Below are 23,736 nucleotides of genomic sequence, written 5' to 3'. Positions count from 1 at the left end.
ACTCTGTCGATGGACCGAAGCTACCCTTGTTAGTTCAATGAATCAACCCACTAGACTGGGGTCATGCACCGAACCAGCTTCGCCGAGATGCACTGCTCCATTGGGCAGTCCCTGGAACTTGTCGGAGAGTGGTGGACGCCGCTGATCGTGCGAGACCTCTTCCTCGGTCTGCATCGGTTCGACGACATCGCGGAGAACCTCGGCATTTCCCGCAACCTGCTCACCCGGCGGCTCGACGCACTGGTCGGAAATGGCATCGTGGAGCGCCGGGCGTATCAGGAACGGCCGCCGCGGCACGAGTACCACCTCACCGAGCCCGGCCGCGAACTCATGCCCGTACTGATGGCGCTGATGGCGTGGGGCGACAAGTGGGCCACGCCTCCGGGTGGACCGCCGGTGCGTCTGTCGCACGACAACTGCGGCGAGACGTTCACCCCACAGATCTGTTGTTCGGCATGCGGTACGCCGGTGACTGCGTCGACAGTGACGGCACGGCCTGGTCCCGGTGCCGCCTCGGGACCTGGTACAAGGGTCCTTGCCCGCCGCCATTCCGACCGGGACGGCGCCTTGGCCGAGAGGAGAGCCGGAGACGAGGCCGCCGAACCGGAGTGAACCCGGCAGTCCGCCCTACCGATGGGACGGGATCGCGCGGCCGTAAGCCGACCGCGGCAACGATTCGACCCAGAGGCAACGGAGCGGTTCGATGTCGCACGGTTGGTTATTGTTGCGCGGTGAGGGAACGGGCGAGTCGTGCCGCCTCGTGCGCGAGACCTGTGGGGTCGGTCGCAATGAATGTCGAGGTGCTCGCGATATTGCCCTGTGCGTACCAGGTGCGGTCGGGCCGGCCCGAGAGGAGAAGTCTGCCGGTGCCGGGTTGGGTGGTCAGGCCCCCGAACGGATGCCGTTCGGCGGATGCGGAGGTCAAGAGCGAACGCACCAACCGTCCGGCGGCCTGTGGCACGGTGTAGGCCGGTGGGTTGACGGCATTGATCACCACGTCGGCGGTCCATTCGGTGTCGTCGGTCACCGTGAATCCGGCGTGGGAGTGGGGCCGGATCTTCTGCAACCCCGGCCGCAGCCGTACCTGGCCGGAATCGAACAGGCGCAGCAGGATATTCGCATTGTGCGGCACCATGGGTGAACTCAGGCAGTTGATGGTGCGGAAGTGTGCGCTGCGCAGCATCGTCTTGTCTTGATCGCTGAGTAGCGGCCACACCGCCGGCACGACGGTTCGGATGGCCCGGCCGAGCAGTCGCCGGCCCTGATGCGGGTCCGCCACCAAGGACAGCTGGCGTCGTAGCCGTTGCACAGGAGCTTCGGTGTCGTTGCTGATGACCTCATCGATCAGCGTCCGGAAATCCTGCCCCAGTTCGGAGAGTTCCTCCTTCATCAGTTCGATCAGCATGGAGAGTGTCACCTGGCCCTGGTTTCCGCGAACCCGTTGCAACGCGTATTCGGGTGTCAGATACTGCGGCTCGTATCGAACGGGACGTTGCTGTACGGCGGGTAGTACGCCGCTTCGGGACATCAGGGTGATCGGACCGGTATGTCCGGTGGAGACCAGCCCGGTGGCGATATCGACGGCGGTCAATCCGCTGCCGATGACGGCGACGTGCCGGTCCGCTGGGACCTCGGCCAACCTGCGGTACAGGGGGTATGGCTCATGGACGTACCCCGGCGTGTCGGCCAGCCCATAGCTGTCGTGTGGCTGTCCGCCGCCGATGGACAGCACCGCGCGGTCCACTCGGAATGTGCCGTCGGCGGCGGTGTGCAAGGCGGCGTCGATGTCTCGAGAGAACCCGGTGACGCCGGAATTGACGACGCTCACCCGCCATCCGTCCTGGCGCAGGTTGGCGATGGCGATATGCGCGGTGTGTTCCAGATATTGTCCGTATACCGCGCGCGGAACCACCGGTAGGCCAAGTCCTTCGTCGAGGTAGCGGGCGAGTTCGGGGCGTTCCTGCAGCCAACGCAGGTAATGGTCCAGGTCTCCCCCGCGTGCGGTCATGGCCATCGGTGGCGCATTGACTCGTACGGAGTCCTGGTCGTATTGGTATGCGCGGCCGCGCCAGACGGTGGATGAGCTCTCGAACACGGTGATCTCGCCCGGCTTCGCGTCCGAGTCGGCGAGCGCGTCGAGCAGGGCCACCGTAGCCATTCCCGCGCCGACGATTCCGATATGCATGGTTGATTCCCTCTTCTGAGTCTGACGGACGTGCGTCGACCAGCCTGCTAGGCCGCCGGGCGAGATCCCATCCCTCGATCAGGGGGTCCGACATGCCGTACAACCCCCTCACATGAGGGGTTGTACGACTCCTCGTGCGCGGGAATCATGGCGGGCATGAGCAGGTCGGCCAGTGCGCCGTCGGACGGTCTCCTGGCGGGAATCGCCACAGCGCCCGACGCGGCGAGCCTGTTCGCCGTGACGTCGGACCGCCTGCGCCGCGTCGCACCCTTCGACGCGGCCGTCTGGGTTGCCACTGATCCGATCAACGGGTTGACCGCGGCGCCGGTGCGGATCGAAAACCTCCAGCAGGGTGGGTGCGGCATCTACTGGGAATCGGAATTCCTCGCCGATGCCGTCAATCCTTTTCGGCATTTGACGAAGTCTCCGGTGCCGGTTGCCGGGTTGCGGGAGACCACCGGTGATCGTCTGCTGTCGAGCCCGCTGTACCGAGACTTCATGCGGCCACGAGGCTTCGACGACGAACTACGTGCCGTGTTCCGGGTCGATGGCAGGCCTTGGGGACAACTGAGTCTGTTCCGCGAGCGCGGTCGAGCGCCGTTCCGGGCCGAGGAGATGGCAGTGGTCGGCTCGTTGTCGAGTCCGATGGCGCAGCGGCTGCGCTCGTACGCCCAGTCCACGGAGCCGCCGCGACGGCCCTCCGATACGCCGGGAATGCTGCTTTTCGACCGTGTGGGAAATCTGACGTCGATCAATGACGAGGCCCGCCGCTTCCTCGCCGATATGCCGCCGGGCCCTCGCGCGGCGACGCCGTCCGGTATCGATTTGCCCCTGCCAGTGTGGATTCGTAGCACCGTCGGTCGTGCGCGCGAGACGGGTGGGAACGCCCGAATTCGACTGCGCGCGCTCACCGGCGGGTGGCTGGTATGTCATGCCTCGTGCCTGCGCGGTGCCGATGACACCGAGGAGATGACCGCGATGACGATCGGACCCGCACCGGTGTCGGAGATCGCCACGCTGGTTGTCGCCGCCTATGAGCTGACACCCCGGGAGCGCGAAGTGACCGAACTGATCGCGCGTGGGCTGTCCACCGCCGAGATCGCGAGCCGATTGTTCCTGTCGCCGCACACGATCCGAGACCATGTGAAGGCGATTTTCGAGAAGGTTGCCGTAGCGAGTCGGGGCGAGCTGGTCGCAAAGCTCTACACCGAGCACTACGAGCCGTTCGTGGCGCCCGAAAGCGCCCGCGTCCGCTATCCGTAGCAAACAGCGGGGTCAAAACGCCCCGGAAGTAGCGGGTGATCAAGCCACATCGCCACGGCCGCAGCACAACAGATGTATGGCGTTGCAAGACAGTGATTCATCGCCGACTGTGGGATGGCGGAGCGTACGCCTGCGGCTGACTCAGCGGGCAGTCGCCAACCATGCGCGGGGTGAGCAACCCACTCTTTGCGTGAACGCCCGCGAGAACGCTGGAGGGGTGGCGTACCCGAGTTCTGCGGCCGTGCGAGCAACTGAGGCGCCGGCGCGAAGCCGGTCCTGGGCGACCGTGATCCTCCACCCGGTCAGGTACTCGGCGGGGGGATGCCCCACCATCTCTTTGAACCGGGCGGCGAAGGAACTGCGGGACATCCGAGCTTCGCGCGCCATCGTGGCGAGCGTCCAGGGCCGCCCAGGCGACTCGTGGATGGCGACGAGTGCACGGGCGAGGCTTTCATCGCAGAGCCCGGTCAGCAGCCCGGTGGGCAGCGCAAGCTCGTCGGCGTGGTCGAGAATCCAGCGGAAAAGCTGGATGAGGACGACTTCGAAGAGCCGATCGGCCAGCACTTTTCGGCCACACCGCACATTGTCGATCTCGGCGAACAGCAGATCGAGCGCTGGTTCGAGGGTGCCGACGGCGTCCAGCGGGAGCACGATCACCGGAGGGAGCGTGCGTACCAGCGGATGGGTCGGGCCGCCGTCGAAGTCGAGTGTCGCGCAGGCGAAGTCGGAGTCCTCGGTGGGTGCGTTGTGGAAGGCGTGTTCCAGCGGGCGTGGGTAGAACAGCAGGCTGGGCTTATCTATCTGTCGCTTTTCCAGCCGACCGCTGGCGCCTCGGTGCGTCACTTCCATCTCACCGTATCGGAGCACGTGGAGGAAGCCTCGGCCGAGCCGGCTGATGTTCCACCGGCGCCGACGGCTACCGGATGCTCCCGCCCCGCCGATCACCGCGATGGCCGCCCTGACCATCGCGGCGATCGGCTCGACGTGGCAATCAGGGGCGCCGAGGTCGTAGATCGCTCTGCGGCGGGCGTGCATCCACTCGGATGTGCGCCCGCCCCACCTCGGGAGTCACCAATCGGCCGGCGCCGGAAAGCGCCGATCCTGCTGTGCGACAAACCGATCCGCCAGTCGCCGGCTGAGGCGTCCCGGACTCGGGTCGGCACACGCCTGCGCCCGGGCCACGCCCGGTCAGCCGGCTACTGGGTACGGCCCACCTGGTCCGGGATACGGCCGGCCACCGTACCCACCGCGGACCGGCAGCGGCAGGACCGGGACGAGCTCGCCACAATCGCCGAGAACCAAGCCCGCAAGGCGCTGGACGGTTTGAAGTAGCACGTCGAAACCCGTCGGCGTGTGGGTTCCAGGTCGGATCGGAATGGAGTCCGGCCGCCGAGCGAGCCCCAAGGGTGATCCACGTCACTGGTCAGTGCTGTCAGGAATTCGGGGGCTGTCTCGTTCAGGGAGCACGCGAACCAGACAGGAGCGAACCATGAAGCACCGCATCGTCGTCCTCGGGGCCGGATACGCCGGAGCCTTCTCCGCCGGATACCTGGCCCGCCAACTCCACTCCGACGACTTCGAGATCACCGTCGTCAATGCCGAAGCCGATTTCGTCGAGCGGCTGCGCCTGCATCAGCTCGCCGCCGGGCAGGTTCTCCGCCACCGGCCGCTGGCCGAGGTGTTCGCCGGCACCGGCATCCGGCTCCGAGTGGGGCGGGTAACCACCATCGACGCCGAGCACCGGACTGTCACGGTCGCCGACGGCGAGGGCATCGACCAGCTCGAATACGACACCCTCCTCTACGCGCTCGGCAGCTCCGCCGCCGACCACGGCGTTCCGGGCGTCGACGAGCACGCCTTCCATGTGGCCGCCCGGCCGTCCGCGCTGCGCCTGCGCGCACGTCTGGATGAGCTGGGCGAGGACGGGAAGGTGCTGGTAATCGGCGGCAACCTGACCGCGATCGAGGCCGCCACGGAGATCGCCGAATCCCGTCCGAGACTCCGGGTCAGCCTCGCCACCAGCGGCGAACTGGGCGGCTGGCTGGGTACGAAGGCCCGCCGACACCTGCTGCGTGCCTTCGACCGGTTCGGTATCACGATCCACGAGCACTCCACCATCGAGCGCGTCGAGGAGGCGGCGGCGGTCGCCGCCGACGGCACCGCTTTCGCCTCCGACGCGACCGTGTGGGCCGCAGGCTTCGCCGTCCACCCGATTGCCGCCGCCAGCGGCCTCCGGGTGGAACCCAACGGCCAGATCACGGTCGACCGTGAAATGCGATCGGTCTCGCACCCGGATATCTACGTTGCCGGTGACAGCGCCTTCGTCATCGGCGAGAACGGTCGGCCGTTGCCGATGTCCTGCGCTTCCGCGGGATCCACCAGCAAGCAGGCGACGGCCGCGATCATCGGGGACCGGACCGGGCGCAAGATCTCGACCATCTCGATGTCGTATGTCGGCAACCACATCAGCCTCGGCCGCCAGGACGCAATCTTCCAGCTGGTCGACGGTGACGTGCGATCGAAGTCGTACGCCCTCCGTGGCCGGACGGCCGCGCGCGTCAAGTCGGCAATCCTCGACACTGCCGCCTGGGCCCTGAGCCACCCGACGTTCGGAATGCCGAGTCACAAATACCGCTTGGCCACGACCCGACAGCACCCGCATGCCGTGCTCGCCGCATAGGGTCGTGTTCATGGACACTGCCACCGTGGCGCGTTTCGAGGCCAGCCGGAATCGGCTTGCCTCGCTCGCCTACCGCCTGCTCGGCTCGGCGGCCGACGCGGAGGACACGGTGCAGGACGCGTTCCTGCGGTGGCAGGCCGCCGACCGGGAGTACGTCGAGGTGCCCGAGGCATGGCTGACCAAGATCGTCACCAACCTGGCGCTCGACCGGCTCCGTTCGGCGAAGGTGCGGCGCGAACGCGCGGTCGGCGCCTGGATGCCCGAACCGCTCCTCGACGGCGACCCGATGCTGGGCCCGGCCGACACCGTCGAGCAGCGCGAATCGGTGACCCTGGCGGTGCTGACGCTCATGGAGCGTTTGTCGCCGGTCGAACGGGCTGTTTACGTGCTGCGCGAGGCCTTCGCGTACAGCCACGCCGAGATAGCCGAGATTCTCGGTATCACCGAGGCCGGGAGTCAGCAACACACCCACCGAGCCCGGCGTCGAATCGCCGCCGTCGGTAACGGCAGTGATATCGACCATGCCTCCGCGCGTCGAATCGTCGAGGCGTTCGTCGATGCCGCCTCCTCGGGCCGGACCGAACGGCTGGTTGCGTTGTTGACCGACGACGCGACCAGCATCTCCGACGGCGCCGGGCTGGGGCTGGGGCTGGCCGAGAAACTGATCCGGTACTCGACCCCGGAGCGGATCGCCAGCGCGGTGCGGGCCGGCTTCAAACCGTCTCCGGCCAAGCGGAGACTCGCCGGTGGCTCGCCCTCGATCCATGCCGCCGTGGTCAACGGATGCCCGGCCATGCTCGCCACGCTCGACGACCGGGTCGTTGGCGTCGTGATCCTGGAGATCCGTGACGACAGGATCGCACGCTTGCGCGGCATCGCCGCCCCGCGCCGACTCGGTCGACTCACGGAGGAATGGCAGCGGCAGGAGCATGATGTCCCGCTGATCGAATCGTGGTAAGCGGCTGTCCGACACTCGATCTCACGTTCGTCCGTCAAGTGCCCGTCGAACCATTGGTCACGCGCGATCCGGTCCTTGTCGTGAATCTGGCTCTGCGACAAGCTAATGCAGCAAAGGTCGTAGTCGACCCGGCGGCTCCGCCGACTGCGGAGCCGCGCGTCCCGGGGTCCGCAGGCAGGCTGCCGCGTTCAGCGCTAGCTCGGCAGCAGGCTCAGGATCGGGTGGTAAGCCCAGTTCAGCATGCGCTCGGCGTCGTCTTTTGCGGCGACGTCGCTGTGGGGTGAGCTGTGCAGAACCACACCGATCAGCGGTATTCCTGCCCTGACCGTCTCGAACAGCAGGCAGGTTCCCGCGGCGTCGGTCCATCCGGTTTTGATGCCGATTGTGCCGGGGTAATCGCGCAGCAGCAGATTTGTGGTCTTCCAAAGGTGATCGCGATTGTCCGGTCCGGCGGGCAGGCGATAGCTCGGTGAGCTGACGATGTCGCGGAACACGGGCAGGCTCATCGCGCGCAGGCCGAGGGCCACCAAGTCCGCGGGTGTGGAGTATGTGGAGTGGTCGGTGGGGGCGGGTAGTCCGCTGGGATCGGTGAAATGCGTTCCGGCCAGGTCCATGTGACGGGCGGTGTCGTTCATTTTGGCGATGAAGCCGTCTTGGCCGGGCCCGTGGGCCTCGGCAAGGGTATATGCGGCGTCACAGCCTGACGGAAGCAGCATCGCATAGAGCAGTTGTCGCGCGGTGAGCACCTCGCCGGGCACCAGGCCTGCGGTGCTTCCGTTGTACTTGGTGCAGTAGGCGATGATTTCTTGCGGCACGGTAATAGTCCGGTCGAGGTCGCCGGCGTTGATCACGACCAGTGCCGTCATCACCTTCGTGATGCTGGCTATCGGGACCGGGGTGTTCGGCTGTCGCGACCACAGCAGCGTGCCGGTGATTCCTTCTGCGAGCGCTGCTCCCGGCGCCTGCACTCCGTCCGGCTCAGGAGTCGGCCAGGGCAGCTGAATATGGGCGTCGCTCGCAGCGGGGGCGGCCGTGACGCCATGACCGGCTGACACGACCAGCACCCCGGCTACGGCAGCCTGCAACAATCTGGCAAATGTCCGCATTGGCCACATTCTGCCGTTCGACCCCGTCCAACAGCGGGATTTCGCGGACCTGATTTCCGCGCCGCTCGGCGACAGCATGCAATCGGCTAATCCAGGATGCTCTGAGCCAAGCGCTTCCGAACAATACCTGCCTGGGTCACGGGCCTTGCCGCAGATCGGCCGTGGCACAACGCTGTTCCGGAGCGCCTTCATCGCGACCGGAGTCGAATCATGTCATGGCTGACCCGGGAATCCGTTACGGTCCGTGCTGGGTGAGGTGCCCACCCCCCGCGGGCGTCCCACCCACCCGAGGGGGTGGGCACCCTCCACCCCCTCGGGGCCCCTACGGGGCTTGTGTGGGTCCCGCCAGTTCGGCTGCACCCGAGCCATCTGCCCAGTCAGACCAGCACAGCCAATACGCGGCCGTGCTCGCGGACTTTCCGATGCCTACCTCCCATAGCGGATAACTCTAAGTCGCTGTTACAGCTTCAGAGGTTGGTTCGCTCCAAGTCGGCCCGCAACCGGCCGGTCCACCCGCGCGCGGCTGCCATAAGCATGTGGCGTCGAGGCGGTTCTGAGCATGAGGTGCCCGGCCCGCGCCGCAGAGTAGATCCGGCCCCGGCGCGCAGTCCTTGGTCCAGGAGTCCGATCGCTTCCACCGGATCGTCTACCTCTCCGCGTTCTGTCCCTCCACCCCGGAGGCCCCCAGCGCCATGGCTCTGAGTCAGACCCCTGAGGCCACGCAGGACGTCCCGACCCCGAACCCGGACCATTCGCTGTTTCTGGGGTTGGATGCGGTGCCTGCGGGCATCATCCGTTTCAATCTGCGTTCGGCTGACATCGAAGCCCTCGAGGATTTCCGGATGATCAACATGCCCGAGGCCGGCCTGGAACAGATGCTCCCGGTGCTCAACTTCGCCATGCAGCCCGAGGACGGGGCCCACACCCAGTTCGCCGACGCCCGGGTTCGGGCCGAGACGTGGGGACGAATACCCCGCAGCTACGTCCGCCTCACCCGGGACAACGTCATCTCGCCTGCCCTGGTCACGAAAATGATCGACGATGCCGATCGCCTCACTCCGGACAATCGGTTCGATATCCACACGCTGTCGGCCGGCCACGTCGGTGTCATACTCCGATCTCGCGAACTGGCAGCCATCCTCGACCGGCTCGTCTGAACCCTCTGGCCGAGAATCGCTGCTGCAGGGCGCGCCCCAGGCCTGGCTGCGCGGCCCGAACCGGCGACGCCGCACTCGGCTAGCCCGGCCTGAGCAAGGTCCCAGGACTCCCCCCGCTTTGGATGATTCGCAGAGTTGAGTGGTCGAAGCCCCTGCCAGAGCAGGGGCTTCGAGCGCCGGGGTGCCGACCGAACTTCGGCTGCGTACGGCTGAGCGAGTTACCGCGCGTCGGTCGCAGTCAGCACGCGAGTGTCGGCGGCGTGGTCCAGCGGGGTGCCGACCTGCGGATAGGTCGGATACTCGATACCCGAGATGTACTGCACCGTCCGCACCACCTGGCACGAGTAGCCGAATTCGTTGTCGTACCAGACATACAGGATCGCGGTGTCATCCTCGATGATCGTGGCGTTGGCATCGATGATCGACGCTGCGCGCGATCCGATGAAATCGCTGGAGACCACGTCCGTGGCGGCTGTGTAATCGAGGTTTCGGCTCAACGGCCCGGCGAGCGAAACCTGACGCAGGTACGTGAGCACTTCGCTCTTCGTCGTCTTCCGCTCGAGCTGCAGGTTCAGGATCGCGACCGATACGTCGGGGGTGGGAACACGAATCGAGTTGCCGGTGATCTTGGCCTTGAAATCCGGCATCGCCTTCGCGACCGCGGACGCGGCACCGGTTTCGGTGAGCACGAGATTGAACGGCGCGGACCGACCGCGACGGTCTGCCTTGTGGTAGTTGTCCAGGAGGTTCTGGTCATTGGTGAACGAGTGAACCGTCTCCACGTGCCCGCGGATGATGCCGTACTCGTCATCCATGGCTTTGAGCGGTGGAACAATCGCGTTGGTGGTGCACGAGGCGCACGAGAAGATCTGCTGTGAGAGGTCCAGGGCGCGGTGGTTGACGCCGTGCACGATGTTCGGAATGTCGCCCTTGCCGGGCGCGGTGAGAACGACCTTCGCGATGCCGGGGCGCAGATGCTGCGACAGCCCGTCACGGTCACGCCACCTACCGGTGTTGTCGATCAGGATCGCGTCCTTGATCCCGTAAGCGGTGTAGTCGATCGTCGTCGGGTCATCGCTGTAGATGAACTTGATCACGTTCCCATTCGCGGTGATCGTGTCATTGCCGGAATCGACCTTGATCGTGCCGTTGAAGTGGCCGTGCACCGAATCCCTGCGAAGCAACGACGCACGCTTGGCGAGATCGTCGTCGCCTCCTTTGCGCACCACCACGGCACGCAGGTTCAGCCCGTTTCCGGATCCGGCCTTCTCGATCAGCAGGCGCGCGACCAGACGACCGATGCGGCCGAAGCCATAGAGAACCACATCCCTGGGGCCTGGTGACCGAGCCTTGTTGCCGTTGGTCACCTCGGCCAGCACCGCCGCGGTGAACTCGCGGATCGACAGTCCGCGACCGTCGGCGCGATAGGTCCTGACCAACTGGCCGAGATCGATCTTGCAGGGCCCCAGATCCAGCTCGCTGAGCACTTGCAGGAAAGGAAGGGTCTCGTCCACCGACAACTCTTCGCCCTGGATCTGCCTTGCGAAGCGGTGCGTCCGCAGGATGCTGATCACCGACTTGTTCACCAGCGACCGGCTGTGCAGCAGGATCGTCACGCCCTTGCGCCGATACAACGTGCCGATGATGGGAATCATCGCCTCAGCGGCGGCTTCCTGGGCATTCCAGCGGTCAAGTTGTTCGGTAGTCAACACAGGTCCTCGGATATCCTCGATTTGTTCGCCGCATTGATGCTAGTGAGCGGCGCGATATCACCGAGGCCGGATACCCACTGGTGAGGTCGCCAGGGGGTGACCGGACCCACTGCGACCTCTTCAGCGCCTGGTTCGCGCGATGAGGTTGGACGACGGGTGCGCTGACAACTCCAGTACTCGGACGATCACACCCCCTTCGAATCGCCCGGCCCGCTCGACAGGATGATGTCGTACTCGCCGGCGGCGTACCGGGCGCGCAGAGTCTTCTTGTCGAACTTGCCGACGCTGGTCTTGGGTACCTCGGGCAGGAAGGTCCAGCGTTCGGGCACTTGCCATTTCGCGACCCGGTCGGCGAGGAAGGAACGCAGGTCCTCGGCGTCGGCGGTGGCGCCGGCGCGCAGTGCGACCGCGACGACCGGGCGCTCGTCCCATTTCTCGTCGGGCACACCGAAAACCGCTGCCTCGGCGATGTCCGGGTGGGCGATGATGGTGTTCTCGAGGTCCACCGACGATATCCATTCGCCGCCGGATTTGATGATGTCCTTGGCGCGGTCGACGAGGGTGAGGTAGCCGTCGGGGGTGATGATGCCGACGTCGCCGGTCCGCAGCCAGCCATTGTCGAACGAATCCACGCCGACCGCCGTCGCATCCGGCGAATAGTAGGAGCCGGTGATCCATGGCCCCCGCACCTCGAGCTCCCCGACCGCCCGGCCGTCGTGCGGGAGCGCGGCGCCGTCGTCGCCGACCAGCCGTGCCTGGACGGAGGCGGGGAAACGGCCCTGGCTGATCCGATAGGCGAACGCCTCCTCGCTGTCGGTCCCGGATGGTGGCCAGGCGACGCAGCCAAGCGGTGATGTTTCGGTCATTCCCCAGGCCTGGATGATGCGGACATTGTGCCGATCTTCGAAGGCCCGCATCAGTTGCGCCGGAACGGCCGACCCGCCGACCACGACCGATCGAAGGTAGCCGAAGTCCCGGGTGGAACCCTCGAGTGCGGCGAGCACGCCGTTCCACACCGTCGGAACCGCGGCGGCGAACGTGGGGCGTTCGGCTTCCAGCAGTTCCAGCAGTGGTGCCGGCTGCAGGAACCGGTCCGGCATGATCAGAGACGCGCCCGCCATCAGGGCCGCGTACGGCAGCCCCCAGGCGTTGGCATGGAACATGGGCACGATCGCCAGGAGTCGGTCGGCGGAGCTGATGCTCATCCCGTCGGCAGTGCACGCGTGCATCGAATGCAGCCAGTTGGAGCGGTGAGAGTAGACGACGCCCTTCGGCTGCCCGGTGGTGCCGGACGTGTAACACATTGCCGCGGCCGAGCGTTCGTCGAGCACCGGATAGTCGAAGCTGCTCGGACAACCGGCGGTCAGTGCGTCGAGGTCGTGCACCTCGACACTGTCGGGCGCGATGAACTCGGCGGCGCTGCCGTTGGCGACGATCACGTGCCGGACCGTGCTCAGCTTCGGCAAGACCTCCGCGAAGGCCGCGGCCAGCGTGCCGTCGACGATGGCGACCGTGTCCTCGGCGTGGTCGGCCACGTAGGCGATCTGGTCGGGGAACAGCCGGATGTTGATCGTGTGCAGCACCGCGCCCATGGCCGGGACGGCACAGTAGGCGACCAGGTGTTCGTTGTTGTTCCACATGAAGGTGCCGACGCGGTCGCCCGGCCGCACACCGAGCGCGGTCAGGGCGTGTGCCAGGCGGGCCGCCTGATTACCGAGCTCACGGTAGGTCATCACCCGGCATTCGGTGCCGGTCCAGGTGCGTACGGTCGCGTCCGCGTGCACTGTGCTGGCGTATCGCAGCAGGGTGGCCAGGGACAATGGTTCATCCTGCATGGTGCTCGGCATCGGCAGGTCGTAATGGTCGAAACTCATCGTGGTCTTCCTCGGGGCTTGCTCGGGCAGGTAGCCGTGGTGGTGGCCGGGCGCGGGTGCGGTGGCCCGATCCGGCTCGTCGCTGCGCGGTCAGCCGCGCAGCGCGGAGGCGAAAATTCCCGGCAAGGCGGCGGCACCGGGCTTCTTCGCGAAGGTGGTCAGCCGCCGCATCGTGGTGGCGGCGGTGCGGTTGGTGACAAACCACGGCGGCTTCGGCGAGAGGCTCCACTCACCGCGCAGCAGCGATCGCGGTGCGGGCCGGAACGGTCCGCGCAGAACCGTGCGCTCGGGTTCGTCGATCAACAGTGCGTTGTGCACCACGCCGATGCCGCTCTGGATGTCGGACAACGTGTGCCCGGGGAAGGCGCCCCAGGTGGCCCTGGCAGTCAGGTAGCCCACCGCAGTCCAGGCATTGACGGCGATGGTGCCGTAACGCAATTGTTCGATCGCGGATTCGAATTCGGCGCCGAGACTCCGGATCGTGTGCGGGTGGGCGATGATATTGATACCCAGGGTTCCTTCGAACTCGTCGTTGGACACCTCGACCGCACGCGCCAGGAATTCGCTTGCGTCACCGGGCAGTTCCAGCACGCCGTATACCGGCGCGAAATACTCGGTGTGCAGCGCGTCTTCGGAATTCTCCGGCTGGATGCCGGTGATCAGGGTGCGTTCGCCCCCGGAGCCCAGCGGCTCGGCATGGCGGTAGTGACGGCGGGCCGCGGCCACGCGATCCGCAGAACCCGGGTAATAGTCGGCGCGCGCCGGAGCCCGGTCGAACGCCGCACGCAACTCGGCAAGGAACTGTTGCTTCTGCGGCCAGTCCGCGCTGATGACCGCGACCTGAGAGGCGATGCAGTTGTAGCCGTTGTTGTGCAGCCGCTGGGTGACCAGGTGCTCGGCCTGGAACCGCAGGTCCGCGTCCGACCACCGGCCAGGGATGACGATCGTGGGCGAGACGCCGCCGAGTTCACTGGTTATCGGCTTGCGCAGCAACGGGTCGTTCGCGGCCTTACGCTTCGCGCCGTCGGGACCGGGGCCGAACACAATGGCATCGTGGGTCACCGAACTACCGGTCATATGGACGGCGTCGACGTCGGGATGGTGCACCAGCGCGCCGCCCATCTCGGCGCCGCCGGTCAGGATTCGCACGAATCCGCGTTCGATCGCCGGGGCGAAGATCTGCTCCAGCACCGGCTGCATCCGATCGGTGATCGGGTTGAGCTTCAAGGCCACGACACGGTTGTCGGCGAACAGTTGGTACAGCACGTCCAACGGTGCGATCGAGAAGATGTTCCCGGCACCGAGCACGACTCCGATGCCGCCGGTTTCGTGGGGCGTGCGCTGGCCGAGTCCGGCGCGGGCCCGCACGGTGGCCGCATCCACCCCCGGCTTGGTCCACACCTCTGCGCGAAAGCCGTTGAGCAGCAGGGTCTCGAATATTTCGCCGGGAAAGACTTCGACGGCGGTTCGCCCGCCGGGCGCGGGATGGATGTCGAATCCGTCGACCGGGCTGCGGCCTTGCTCGAGTGCCGACACCGATTCGATGAGCGCGGCGACGCCGGTGAGCAGCGAATAGGGTCCGCTGGACCATTCCTCACCCAGCAGCGGAGAGTCCGCGGGCAATTGTTTGATGCTCGCCGCGACCTCGACCCATTGCTCGGCGTGCGCGGCGGTGTTCGCGTGGATCTGCTCGAGCAACTCGCGCCGTTGTGCCAGTGACGTTCTGCCCCAGTCGATCTCTCCTTGCCGCAGCGCGGCGAGTGCGGTGTCGATGGCGGTCGTGATGGTCGTGTTCACTGCCGGGGGTTTCCTTCCGAGTCGGCGTCTTCGATGATCATCGCGGCGGCCTTCTCGCCGATCATGATCGTTGGTGCGTTGGTGTTGCCGCGGACGACAGTGGGCATGACCGAGGCGTAGGCGACGCGCAAACCCGGGCCACTATGGCCCCGGTCACTCTCTCGGTGTCGATACTGCGGGGGCGCGGCGCACGTCCACCATGTGCCCCGGTTTGCCGATCGCCTCCGCGGCATTGTGCTCCAGCACAGTGGGCAATGACGGCCGGCGCTACCATCGCACTCATGACAGCGCTGATCGAGCCGCCGGTGAACGGCTCAGCGGCGGTAGCCCGCACCCTGCTCGTCGACGTCGACGAGCTGTCCGACGAGCTCGTCGGACGCATCCGCACCGGCGACCACGCCTACGCGGAGTCGACGGCACTCACCGAACTGCAGCTGCGCACCGTCGTGCGCGACAACCTCGTCGCGGTACTCGGTCAACTGGCGGGCAGCACCGGACGGCGACTACACCCGGCCGCCGCGGTCGGGCGGCTCAAGGCCGAGCTCGGTGTCCCCCTCGCCGCTGTGCTGCACGCTTATCGATTGGCCGGCCGGCTCCTGTGGGAACGCTCCCTGACGGCGGCCGCCGCCACGAGCAGCGACGCCCTGCCACAGCTGGGCTCCGAAATGTGGCGAGTCATAGACGACTTCTCCAGCACCGCGGCCGACGCCTACGGCGACTATCTCGCCGAACGCGCCCGCCGCGACGACCTGGAACGCGAGAGCATGCTGCGCAGCCTATTCGACGGCGGAGCCGACGATCGGACGCACCGCGAAATCGCGCGAGCGCTGCAGTTGCCGCCGCTCGGCGCCTTCGTCGTCGTCCATGCGGAGGCCGGACCGGAGGCGGCCGAACCCCTGCCGGGAATCGAGAGCCGACTACGCGCCGACTTCGTCCACTCGGTCTGGCTCACCGAACCCGCCGCCCGGGTCGGGCTGCTGAACCTGGCCACCGCACGAGCCCATGAGCGGGTACTGAGTCAGCTGCGCCAATCCGCAACCGGACGGGTGGGAGTCAGCCGCATCTTTCCGACTCCCGGCGCGGCCGACAGCGCACTGCGGGAAGCCGAGCTCGCCGGACGTTGCTCCCGACCGGGCACACCGGCCGTCACCACCTACGGCAGCACGCCCATCCCCCTCGTACTCGCCAACGCGCCCGGCGCCTCCCGCGAACTCGCCGACGACATCCTCGGCCCGGTCCTGCAGCTTCCGCCCGAGGACCGCGACACCCTGCTCGACACCCTCGAGCTGTGGTTCGACTGCGGCGGCTCCAATACCGAAGTCGCCCAACGGTTGCACTACCACCGCAACACCGTCCACTATCGGCTGCGCCGAATCGAGACGCTCACCGGCCGCCGTTGCGCGGACCCGAAATCGGCAGCCGAGCTCTACCTCGCGCTCCGCGCGACCCGGCTGATCGGTCCCGATCCGGCCTGAATCGAGAAGGCGGTAGCGGGAAGCGAATGGGCCTTGCCGGAATCGACAAGGCCCACTGGCCGACGCAGTCGATCAGCTATTGCATCGGCGCCGCTGCGCATTCCTTGCCCATCAAGTCAGGCAGGTGAGCCCATCCGGACGAGCAGCTCATGACCTCGACGCCGTTCACAAGGAACGGCTGGGTGATCTCTCCGCTCTCCGGCGCACCGTTCGACGCCGTGCACTCCATAGCGGTCACCCTGCCTTCCCACACCGGCGAATGGGACGAGCAGGTGTAGCTCCACACCTCCTGCGCGGAGACGGTCGGTGGGCAGAACAACAGCGCCGCCGCGGCGGCGAAGAACGGGGGAAGTCCCAGACGAACGAGGCGTGTGGCTTTCATGACGATCTCCTTGTCCTGGTTCCGTGCGGTCTGAATCGGTAACCGTCCCGGACGGGCCGTCCGAGCGGTAGCCAGCAGAAACTGCGTGGTTGCTCAGGAGAGAACGTGCACACTACGGGAGGAACACTACGCGGGGGGTGGCTAGGCCGGATGCGGAATGCCGATTGCAGTGATCATCCAGATACTGCGCCCGGCCGCCGGCGGACTGTCGTGCTGCAAGGACCGCTATACCACGGTCGGGCCGACGAGGCCAGATCGTTGGAGCCGGCATAGCCAAGGTCTGCGGCATCGGGCGGGTGTTTCTCCCAACTCTTTTCGGCTGCCGGGGCGCTTCACCAGCGCAGGAGGACGGCCGTGATATCGATTCCGGACCGGGACTTGACGTAGATCACAATTTGAGGTTGAGTTCAGTTTCAATTAGTTCGGCGAATAGCCGCACAACATGGTCGGAGCTCGAATCCGAACCAGGACATCACGATTGAGGGAACCCGCATGGCCCCACTCCTGATTGTGGAAGATCTGTCGCTCAGGATTCCGGCTGCGGGCCGGCTTCTTCGCGAGGTCGGTTTCGAACTCGACGCAGGCGAGGTTGTCGGCCTGGTCGGCGAGAGCGGAAGCGGGAAGACCCTCACCGGCCTAGGGATCCTCGGCCTCTACCCGCCAGGAGCAGAGGTCGCAGGCCGTATCGTCTTCGATGGCGACGACCTTCTGCGCGCATCTCCGGACAGGCTGCGGGCTGTGCGGGGCCGTGATCTCAGCATGATCTTTCAAGAACCCAGGTCCTCGCTGAATCCCGTGCTGACCATCGGCCGGCAGATCTCCCATGTGCTCCGGGCACATCAGCGGATCACCCGGCGTCAAGCTTCAGCCCGGGCAGTCGAGCTGCTCGGAAGAGTCGGCCTGCCCGGTCCCGATCGGTTGCTCCATGCCTTCCCGCACGAGCTGTCCGGTGGCATGTGCCAAAGGGTGATGATCGCCATGGCGCTGGCCTGCGGCCCGAGGCTTCTGATCGCCGATGAACCGACCACCGCCCTCGATGTCACCATTCAAGCGCAGATCATCGAACTGCTTCGTATGCTCGCCGACGAAGACGGACTGTCGATCCTGCTCATCAGTCACGACCTCGGTGTGGTCGCCGATCTGTGTGACCGCGTCGTCACCATGTACGCGGGTGAGGTCGTCAACATCGCAACGCGAGACGACCTGCTGCACAGCCCGGCTCACCCCTACTCGCAGAATCTGTTGCAGGCAACCGCACTCGAAATGCGGACCGACAAGTCCGCGCCGGCACGCGAGCTGGCTCCCAACCGCGAGGGATGCGCCTATCAACCGCGCTGTGTCTACGCGGTCGATCGTTGTCGCACTACACATCCCGAGCTGGTCTTCGCCGGCCGATCGGCGACGCGCTGCCTGCGCGGTTCCGAACTGGACCTCGATGGGTTGGTGGCTTGATGGTCGAGAGCCTGCTCGAAGTCCGCAACTTGGTCGTGGAGTACCGTCGCGGTGCCGATCGGCTGCTCGCCGTCGACGATGTCAGCTTCTCTCTCGCCAAAGGCGAGACGCTCGCCATTATCGGAGAGTCCGGATCCGGGAAGTCGTCGTTGGCTCATGCACTGGCCGGACTCGTAAAGCCTGCTGCCGGAACGATTCGCCGTGCGTCACCGGGGCATCGGCGCGCCGGCGGATCGTCGCACGTGATCTTTCAAGATCCGCGCTCCGCCCTCAATCCGCGTCTCTCGGTCTGGCAGTGCGTCGCCGAAGTCATGGCGCCCGAGCGGCTGCGCATTCCGCGATCACTGCGATCGACCGCTGTCGAGCTCCTACGACGCGTTGGGCTCGGCGACGATCTCGCGGATCGAAGGCCGGCTCAGCTCTCCGGAGGACAGCGGCAGCGCGTGACCATTGCCCGCGCCATCGCATCCCGCGCGGACCTGATTCTGTGCGACGAGCCGGTCGCGTCGTTGGACATGTCGCTGCAATCCGATGTTCTCCGGCTTCTCGCCGAATTGCGGGACGAGCATGGATTGACCTACCTGTTCATCTCCCACGACCTGAGTTCGGTAGCCAAGATCGCGGGTCGGGTCGGCGTCATGTACATGGGGCAGCTGGTGGAGATCGGTTCGACGGAAGCGATTCTGAAGTCTCCCGCACATCCGTACACGCAGGCGTTGCTCGCAGCCGTACCCAGACTGACGCTCGCACGTCGTGACCGACGCCGAATTCTCCTTCAAGGGGAGATTTCCGAGCGTGGCAAACCGCCGTCCGGCTGTCGATTTCGCACCCGATGCCCGTTGGCGTCCGAGCGCTGCGCGGAAGCCGCGCCCGTTCTGATGAGCGATGTGGATGATCACTCGACTGCATGCCATTTCCGCGACCGAGCCGCCGATGCATGGCAGGCCGGCTCGTTGTGACACCGATCAGGAAGTAGAACCAGCATGATCCGAAAATTGACCGCCAGCGCGTTCATGGCCGCCACACTCGTACTGAGCGGGTGTAGTGGTGGCTCGTCACCCGCGCCCGCAGACCCCGATGCGGCGGTTGATGTCGCCACTCCGCAAACACCGAGCTCGCTCGATCCGTGTGCCGGAAACTCCGGCTATGACCTGACCTATCTGAAACTGATCTATGCCCCACTCATCGATATCGATCCGAAGACTCTGAAACCTGAGCCGGGGCTGGCCTCCTCGTGGGATTTCGTCGGTCCGGACAAACTGACCTTTATGGTGAAACTCCGCTCGGGCTCGACCTTTCACGACGGCACTCCCGTTGACGCGCAAGCCGTCAAGGTAAGTATGGAGCACTGCCTCGCCACCGGGCTCGTGTCGGTTCCCTCCATCAAGAGCATCGATGTCGAGTCTCCGGACACCCTGTCCATCAAGCTGAGCAGCCCGACGTCCGGAATGCCTGGCTATCTGAGCAGCCGCTTGGGTTTCGTAGCCTCCCCGACCGCATTACGTCAGTATGGTAACGACTTCGCGAACCACCCGGTCGGCGCCGGGCCGTATCAATTCGCTCGCGCGGTACCCAACAGCGAGTACTCCTTCACCAGGTTCGCGGGTTACCGGCCGGTGAGCGGACCGGGCCCCATAGCCGCGGGTATCAACATAAAGATCATCAGCAGCGACACGGCGATGACGAACGCGCTCACATCCGGCGCCGCCGACTTCGCGTACGGGGTGAGCGAATCCGCGACTGCGGGACTCGAGCGTCTCCCGAACATCACGGTGGAACGTACTCCGCAGCTCGGCTTTACAGCGATCATGATCAACACCAAGAACACCCCCGTCAACAATCCCAAACTACGGTTGGCGATGGAATACGCTTTGGATCGCAAGGCCATTGCCAAGGCTGTGCTCAACAGCGATACCGGAATACCTGCATGGTCGGTGTACCCGCCGGGCGCTACATTTCACGACGACGCGGCGGACAACGCCTGGCCGTACGACCCGGCCAAGGCTCGGCAATTGCTCGCCGAAGCGGGCTTTCCCAACGGTGTGCTGATCCGCGGTATATCCGTTGCCGCGCCTCCCTTCTCCACCGTAGCGGTGCTGGTCGCCGAGCAATGGAAGAAGGTCGGAATCGAGGTCAATTTCAACAATGTCCCTGGTCCCCAGGCCATATCGCAGTTCGTCGCGCACAACGGCGCCGAGGTATTCAGCGTCGGATGGCCCTCGCAGTGGTCGGCCCCGCTGAACTACAACTCATTGCTCGGATCGACATCGTACTTCCGGCAGAATGCGGAACCCAACCCCGAGATCGCCAAGTTGATCGCGCAGCTGAACGACACCTACTCCGAGGCCGAGCAACTGACGGTCGTGAAGCAGATCAACCAGATCCTTATCCAGCGAGCCGAGTTCATTCCGATCTTCCACGCGCCGGCCGTGAGCGCCTATACCGACCGGGTCCATGGCTTCGTCCCCCCACTCAACGGTACGCCCGAACTGGCACATCTGGCCGTGTCATGAAGCGAATGACCGACAGCGACCTCGTGCGACTGGTGCTCAGGAGGCTCGGGCAGATGTTCCCGACCGCGTTCCTGACAACGGTGCTGACTATGCTGCTGATTCACCTTGTCCCCGGCGGGCCCGCGGAGGGCCTGATCGGGGTGAGTACCACAGATGTGGACCCAGCCGTCATCAACCGGCGGCTCGGCCTGGACAAGCCCCTCTACGAACAGTACTGGCACTGGCTCAGCGGAGTGCTCCGCGGAGACCTGGGCACATCGCTGGTCAACGGCGCCCCGGTAGCCGACCAGGTGCTGCACCGGCTTCCGGTCAGCGCGCAGCTGGTCGGACTGGCATTGGTGATGTCGGCTGCGGTTGCGATACCCGTAGGGGTCTGGACCGCGTACCGGTCCGGCCGCCGATCCGATGGCGTGGTCCGCGCGGTATCCGGAATAGGGCTCGCGGTGCCGGATTTCTTTCTCGCCATCGTGCTGATCGATGTGTTCGCGGTCGGCTTGGCGATGTTTCCAGCCCTTGGGTACATACCGTTCGGACAGGACCCCGTTGGGAATATGCAGCACCTGGTGCTGCCCGCGGCAGCGCTCGCGGCAGGTGCGGCCGCTGTTGTGGTACGGCAAGTCCGGGCCGCGATGATCGATGCGCTGTCGAGTGAATACGTCCGGACTGCTCGGGCCATGGGGCTGCGCGAGCGAACCGTTGTGTGGCGCTACGCGTTCCGCAATGTGCTGTCGACACTGCTGACCGTCTACGGATTGCTCGCCATCGGCATCCTGGGCGCGACGGTAGTGCTGGAGCAGATTTTCGTGCTGCCCGGTATGAGCGGAGCCCTGCTCACGGCTATCCAGACCCGCGACTACCCGATGCTGCAGGGCATCGTATTGATCTATGTCGCAATCGTTCTAGGGCTGAATCTGCTCGTGGATGTGCTGAACGGCGTTTTGACGCCGCGGTTGCGAGCGGAGGCACACACATGACCGCGCTGACGCTTCTCGATGAGACTCGATCGATCGATCGGGGTGGGCGTTGGTCACGCGTCGGACTGTGGGTCGCCGTCGGCATCCTCGGTGGGCTGGTCCTGGTGTCGATCCTGGCGCCGGTGGTCGCACCGTACAGTCCGACCGATCAGGACCTGACCAGCCGATTCGCCGGCCCCAGCACCGTTCACCTGCTCGGAACCGACAATTTCGGCCGGGACGTGCTGAGCAGACTGATCTGGGGCGGCAGGTCGTCGTTCGCGGGCGTTCTGATCGCGGTCGGTGTCGGTTTGGCGCTCGGCCTCCCGTGGGGGCTCGGCGCGGGCTACGGACCAGGCTGGTTCCGGACGGTACTGATGCGAACGGCCGACGCTTTTCTTGCCTTTCCCGCGCTGGTGCTGGCCATTGCCATTACCGGTGTACTCGGCCCCGACCTCGTGACGGCGATGTGTTCGGTGGGCGTGGTGTTCGCACCGGTCATCGCACGTCTGACCGCAGGCGGAGTGGCCGAGATACGGCGCCGCGAGTACGTGCTCAGCGCACGGATGTCCGGATGCCCGGCTCACGTAATCCTGATCCGGCATGTCCTCCCCCACGCGATCGGTCCGGTGATAATCCAGGCTGCGGTCTTCGCCGGATTGGCCTTCATCATCGAGGCCGCACTGTCCTTCATCGGCTTGGGCATCCAGCCTCCCGCGCCGAGTTGGGGTGGCGACTTGAACAACGCCTACCAGCATATTCTGAGCGCACCGGGTCAAGTCTTGGCGCCCGGTGTACTCATTGCCGTCGCTGTGCTGGCGACCTACCGAATCGGCGACGAGTGCCGCGATCTTCTCTCCCGCAATTGAATTCGAAGAAGGGACCATGGCCGATGTTTCGCCGGAATCCGCTCGTCTCACTTTCTGTGCGCTCAAGCCGATTCACGGGCTAATCTCCTTCGGCCCGTACGGGCGGGAGTGTCATGCGGTGAAAGGCTTTTGGGACAGCTTGTGGGGTTTCACCCCCTAGGCAGCTCAGCGCCTGCATGGCCGCACGCTCTATGCGTGCGACATCGCAGAGGATGCCGCCTGCCTGTAGGAGGCACTGCGCACTGCCCGATTCACCGGCTTGCGTGATCAGTGCTGCGACTTCCGTCCATAGGGTCGCTGCCTCGGTGTACAGCCCGTGGCCGGTGCGCAGGTGGCGGCTGTCGAGTGTTCGGGTGCATTCGGCGAGGAAGTCGCGGTAGAAGTTACGGAACAGGGCGCCGCCGGTGCCGCCCTTCTCCATCAAAAGGGCAGCCTGCGGCAGGTCGCGCTGCGAGTTGTCGGTCCGCTGGAGCCATGTGCGCACCAGCTTGCCTGCCTTTTCGATGCCCCGGTGGCCGAGGTTGGCGATGGGCGGGTTGAGGAAGGCGTCGGCGCAGGCGGTGATGGCGGGAACGATCTGGGTCCGTGGGGAGGGCAGGTTTCTCGGAACGGTGAGTGTGAAGGACCGGTGCTTGGCGGTCATCGGGCCGCGCGCGGCCCTGGCCTGGGCGAGGCTGGTCCGGCTGGTGGTTACCGTTCCGCCTTGCTGGTCGGTGTCCACCAGGTAGGCGTCGTGGTCGTCGTAGCCGTACATGGCGACGACATGACCGCCGAAGTGCACCTTCGACGTGAAGTAGTCCAGATAGTAGCTGTCGAGCTGCAGTCCGACGGGGTGACCGGCGTCGATGGGGGCAACCACGTTTTCCCAAGCCTTGCGCGCGGACGTGGTCTCCTGGACCAAGAGCTCCAGTCCGAGTCTGGTGACCAGGTTTCTGGTGAGGTCGAAGGGCTTGACCCGGCCCCCGAGGAAGGGGAAGCCCATGTCCTTGCTGTCCCAGTAGACGAAGGACAGACCGGAGCCGAGGCCGAAGAGCATAGGCTCGGACAGATCGATTCCCTGGTGCCGCAGAAGCACCCCCAGAGCCGTCGTCTCGCAGTGCTGTGCACTGCGGGCATCAATGTCTATCACCGTGGTCATGCATGCCTTCCTGGCGCAGGTCATCAGCCGGTCATCAGCTCTTCTCGCGATGCCTCTGCCCGACGAGACAGGACTCGTACGGGCGATTGCGTGCGCAGCCCGCGCTCGTGGATGGCGACGAACAGCGTTGCGAACATGGTGGACTCTCCCGCGGTGGGAGAGTCCAGCGCGGTACCTGTTACATCGGAGAAGTGACTCGGTCCGCGGTCAGCTGATGCCCTT

19 protein-coding genes are annotated in these 23,736 nt (G+C 65.7%); 11 read left to right on the top strand and 8 right to left on the bottom strand.

Annotation, left to right across the window (positions count from 1 at the left end):
- Positions 1-63: 63 nt before the first annotated feature.
- Positions 64-612 carry a winged helix-turn-helix transcriptional regulator gene (locus NA4_RS05535; RefSeq protein WP_169810981.1) on the top strand — a complete coding sequence of 183 codons (549 nt, stop codon included), beginning with the start codon at positions 64-66 and terminating at the stop codon, positions 610-612.
- A gap of 106 nt (positions 613-718) precedes the next feature.
- On the opposite strand, the gene NA4_RS05530 is transcribed toward NA4_RS05535, so the two are convergent.
- Positions 719-2,185: an FAD/NAD(P)-binding protein gene (locus NA4_RS05530; protein WP_067464832.1), complete on the bottom strand. Its 1,467-nt coding sequence runs from the start codon at positions 2,183-2,185 to the stop codon at positions 719-721.
- Positions 2,186-2,341: 156 nt separating this feature from the next.
- On the opposite strand from NA4_RS05530, the gene NA4_RS05525 reads away from it, so the two are divergent.
- On the top strand, positions 2,342-3,448 hold the full coding sequence (locus tag NA4_RS05525) for a helix-turn-helix transcriptional regulator (RefSeq protein WP_067464905.1): 1,107 nt from the start codon (positions 2,342-2,344) through the stop codon (positions 3,446-3,448).
- A gap of 141 nt (positions 3,449-3,589) precedes the next feature.
- On the opposite strand, the gene NA4_RS05520 is transcribed toward NA4_RS05525, so the two are convergent.
- Entirely contained in the window at positions 3,590-4,483 is an 894-nt protein-coding gene (locus NA4_RS05520) for a helix-turn-helix transcriptional regulator (protein ID WP_245671121.1), read from the bottom strand.
- Positions 4,484-4,937: 454 nt separating this feature from the next.
- Between NA4_RS05520 and NA4_RS05510 the strand changes: the two genes are divergently transcribed.
- Together NA4_RS05510 and NA4_RS05505 are read left to right on the top strand one after the other, a co-directional pair.
- Complete coding sequence (locus tag NA4_RS05510) at positions 4,938-6,128, top strand: NAD(P)/FAD-dependent oxidoreductase (protein WP_067464827.1); 1,191 nt, start codon at positions 4,938-4,940, stop codon at positions 6,126-6,128.
- Between the two features lie 10 nt (positions 6,129-6,138).
- Positions 6,139-7,086 carry a sigma-70 family RNA polymerase sigma factor gene (locus tag NA4_RS05505; RefSeq protein WP_067464899.1) on the top strand — a complete coding sequence of 316 codons (948 nt, stop codon included), beginning with the start codon at positions 6,139-6,141 and terminating at the stop codon, positions 7,084-7,086.
- A gap of 194 nt (positions 7,087-7,280) precedes the next feature.
- Here NA4_RS05505 and NA4_RS05500 read toward each other — a convergent pair whose 3' ends face one another.
- Positions 7,281-8,192: a D-alanyl-D-alanine carboxypeptidase family protein gene (locus NA4_RS05500; RefSeq protein WP_067464824.1), complete on the bottom strand. Its 912-nt coding sequence runs from the start codon at positions 8,190-8,192 to the stop codon at positions 7,281-7,283.
- Between the two features lie 692 nt (positions 8,193-8,884).
- Here NA4_RS05500 and NA4_RS05495 point away from each other — a divergent pair.
- Positions 8,885-9,349 carry a hypothetical protein gene (locus tag NA4_RS05495; protein ID WP_157128826.1) on the top strand — a complete coding sequence of 155 codons (465 nt, stop codon included), beginning with the start codon at positions 8,885-8,887 and terminating at the stop codon, positions 9,347-9,349.
- A gap of 218 nt (positions 9,350-9,567) precedes the next feature.
- Here NA4_RS05495 and NA4_RS05490 read toward each other — a convergent pair whose 3' ends face one another.
- From NA4_RS05490 to NA4_RS05480, 3 genes are all read right to left on the bottom strand, one after another.
- Positions 9,568-11,058, bottom strand: coding sequence for a glyceraldehyde-3-phosphate dehydrogenase (locus NA4_RS05490; RefSeq protein WP_067464896.1), 1,491 nt, complete (start codon positions 11,056-11,058; stop codon positions 9,568-9,570).
- Between the two features lie 188 nt (positions 11,059-11,246).
- Entirely contained in the window at positions 11,247-12,908 is a 1,662-nt protein-coding gene (locus NA4_RS05485; protein ID WP_067464893.1) for a fatty acid--CoA ligase, read from the bottom strand.
- A gap of 117 nt (positions 12,909-13,025) precedes the next feature.
- The gene (locus NA4_RS05480) at positions 13,026-14,732 is read right to left on the bottom strand and encodes an aldehyde dehydrogenase family protein (RefSeq protein WP_067464819.1); all 1,707 of its coding nucleotides are present in this window, start codon (positions 14,730-14,732) and stop codon (positions 13,026-13,028) included.
- 281 nt (positions 14,733-15,013) lie between these two features.
- Here NA4_RS05480 and NA4_RS05475 point away from each other — a divergent pair, with 281 nt between their 5' ends.
- Positions 15,014-16,207: a PucR family transcriptional regulator gene (locus NA4_RS05475; protein ID WP_067464890.1), complete on the top strand. Its 1,194-nt coding sequence runs from the start codon at positions 15,014-15,016 to the stop codon at positions 16,205-16,207.
- Between the two features lie 76 nt (positions 16,208-16,283).
- On the opposite strand, the gene NA4_RS05470 is transcribed toward NA4_RS05475, so the two are convergent.
- Complete coding sequence (locus tag NA4_RS05470; protein ID WP_067464815.1) at positions 16,284-16,589, bottom strand: hypothetical protein; 306 nt, start codon at positions 16,587-16,589, stop codon at positions 16,284-16,286.
- A gap of 492 nt (positions 16,590-17,081) precedes the next feature.
- Here NA4_RS05470 and NA4_RS41900 point away from each other — a divergent pair, with 492 nt between their 5' ends.
- From NA4_RS41900 to NA4_RS05445, 5 genes are read left to right on the top strand one after another with little or no spacing between them, the layout of a single operon-like run.
- Positions 17,082-18,041 (top strand): ABC transporter ATP-binding protein, encoded by a 960-nt coding sequence (locus tag NA4_RS41900; RefSeq protein ID WP_067464812.1) that lies wholly within the window; start codon positions 17,082-17,084, stop codon positions 18,039-18,041.
- Positions 18,041-19,000 (top strand): oligopeptide/dipeptide ABC transporter ATP-binding protein, encoded by a 960-nt coding sequence (locus NA4_RS42065; protein ID WP_067464809.1) that lies wholly within the window; start codon positions 18,041-18,043, stop codon positions 18,998-19,000. The genes NA4_RS41900 and NA4_RS42065 overlap by 1 nt, the downstream gene beginning before the upstream one ends.
- A 36-nt stretch (positions 19,001-19,036) precedes the next feature.
- Positions 19,037-20,554: an ABC transporter substrate-binding protein gene (locus NA4_RS05455; protein ID WP_169810980.1), complete on the top strand. Its 1,518-nt coding sequence runs from the start codon at positions 19,037-19,039 to the stop codon at positions 20,552-20,554.
- 5 nt (positions 20,555-20,559) lie between these two features.
- Positions 20,560-21,528, top strand: coding sequence for an ABC transporter permease (locus NA4_RS05450; RefSeq protein WP_169810979.1), 969 nt, complete (start codon positions 20,560-20,562; stop codon positions 21,526-21,528).
- Positions 21,525-22,376, top strand: a complete 852-nt coding sequence (locus NA4_RS05445; protein ID WP_067464800.1) for an ABC transporter permease — start codon at positions 21,525-21,527, stop codon at positions 22,374-22,376. Before NA4_RS05450 ends, NA4_RS05445 begins: the two co-directional genes overlap by 4 nt.
- Positions 22,377-22,455: 79 nt before the next feature.
- Here NA4_RS05445 and NA4_RS05440 read toward each other — a convergent pair whose 3' ends face one another.
- Positions 22,456-23,514 (bottom strand): BtrH N-terminal domain-containing protein, encoded by a 1,059-nt coding sequence (locus NA4_RS05440; RefSeq protein ID WP_084496831.1) that lies wholly within the window; start codon positions 23,512-23,514, stop codon positions 22,456-22,458.
- Positions 23,515-23,736: the final 222 nt, after the last annotated feature.

Source organism: Nocardia amamiensis NBRC 102102 (genome assembly GCF_001612745.1).
GTDB lineage: Bacteria > Actinomycetota > Actinomycetes > Mycobacteriales > Mycobacteriaceae > Nocardia > Nocardia amamiensis.
This window is presented reverse-complemented; position numbering and strand designations above follow the sequence as displayed.

Excerpts from the sequence above, each read along its gene's own strand:
- NA4_RS05450 (WP_169810979.1), top strand. The coding sequence starts at position 20,560 with ATGACCGACAGCGACCTCGTGCGACTGGTGCTCAGGAGGCTCGGGCAG.
- NA4_RS05440 (WP_084496831.1), bottom strand. The coding sequence starts at position 23,514 with ATGACCACGGTGATAGACATTGATGCCCGCAGTGCACAGCACTGCGAG.
- NA4_RS05475 (WP_067464890.1), top strand. The coding sequence starts at position 15,014 with ATGACAGCGCTGATCGAGCCGCCGGTGAACGGCTCAGCGGCGGTAGCC.
- NA4_RS05510 (WP_067464827.1), top strand. The coding sequence starts at position 4,938 with ATGAAGCACCGCATCGTCGTCCTCGGGGCCGGATACGCCGGAGCCTTC.
- NA4_RS05505 (WP_067464899.1), top strand. The coding sequence starts at position 6,139 with ATGGACACTGCCACCGTGGCGCGTTTCGAGGCCAGCCGGAATCGGCTT.
- NA4_RS05485 (WP_067464893.1), bottom strand. The coding sequence starts at position 12,908 with ATGCCGAGCACCATGCAGGATGAACCATTGTCCCTGGCCACCCTGCTG.
- NA4_RS42065 (WP_067464809.1), top strand. The coding sequence starts at position 18,041 with ATGGTCGAGAGCCTGCTCGAAGTCCGCAACTTGGTCGTGGAGTACCGT.
- NA4_RS05495 (WP_157128826.1), top strand. The coding sequence starts at position 8,885 with ATGGCTCTGAGTCAGACCCCTGAGGCCACGCAGGACGTCCCGACCCCG.
- NA4_RS05500 (WP_067464824.1), bottom strand. The coding sequence starts at position 8,192 with ATGCGGACATTTGCCAGATTGTTGCAGGCTGCCGTAGCCGGGGTGCTG.
- NA4_RS05445 (WP_067464800.1), top strand. The coding sequence starts at position 21,525 with ATGACCGCGCTGACGCTTCTCGATGAGACTCGATCGATCGATCGGGGT.
- NA4_RS05535 (WP_169810981.1), top strand. The coding sequence starts at position 64 with ATGCACCGAACCAGCTTCGCCGAGATGCACTGCTCCATTGGGCAGTCC.
- NA4_RS05530 (WP_067464832.1), bottom strand. The coding sequence starts at position 2,185 with ATGCATATCGGAATCGTCGGCGCGGGAATGGCTACGGTGGCCCTGCTC.
- NA4_RS41900 (WP_067464812.1), top strand. The coding sequence starts at position 17,082 with ATGGCCCCACTCCTGATTGTGGAAGATCTGTCGCTCAGGATTCCGGCT.
- NA4_RS05520 (WP_245671121.1), bottom strand. The coding sequence starts at position 4,483 with ATGCACGCCCGCCGCAGAGCGATCTACGACCTCGGCGCCCCTGATTGC.
- NA4_RS05525 (WP_067464905.1), top strand. The coding sequence starts at position 2,342 with ATGAGCAGGTCGGCCAGTGCGCCGTCGGACGGTCTCCTGGCGGGAATC.
- NA4_RS05470 (WP_067464815.1), bottom strand. The coding sequence starts at position 16,589 with ATGAAAGCCACACGCCTCGTTCGTCTGGGACTTCCCCCGTTCTTCGCC.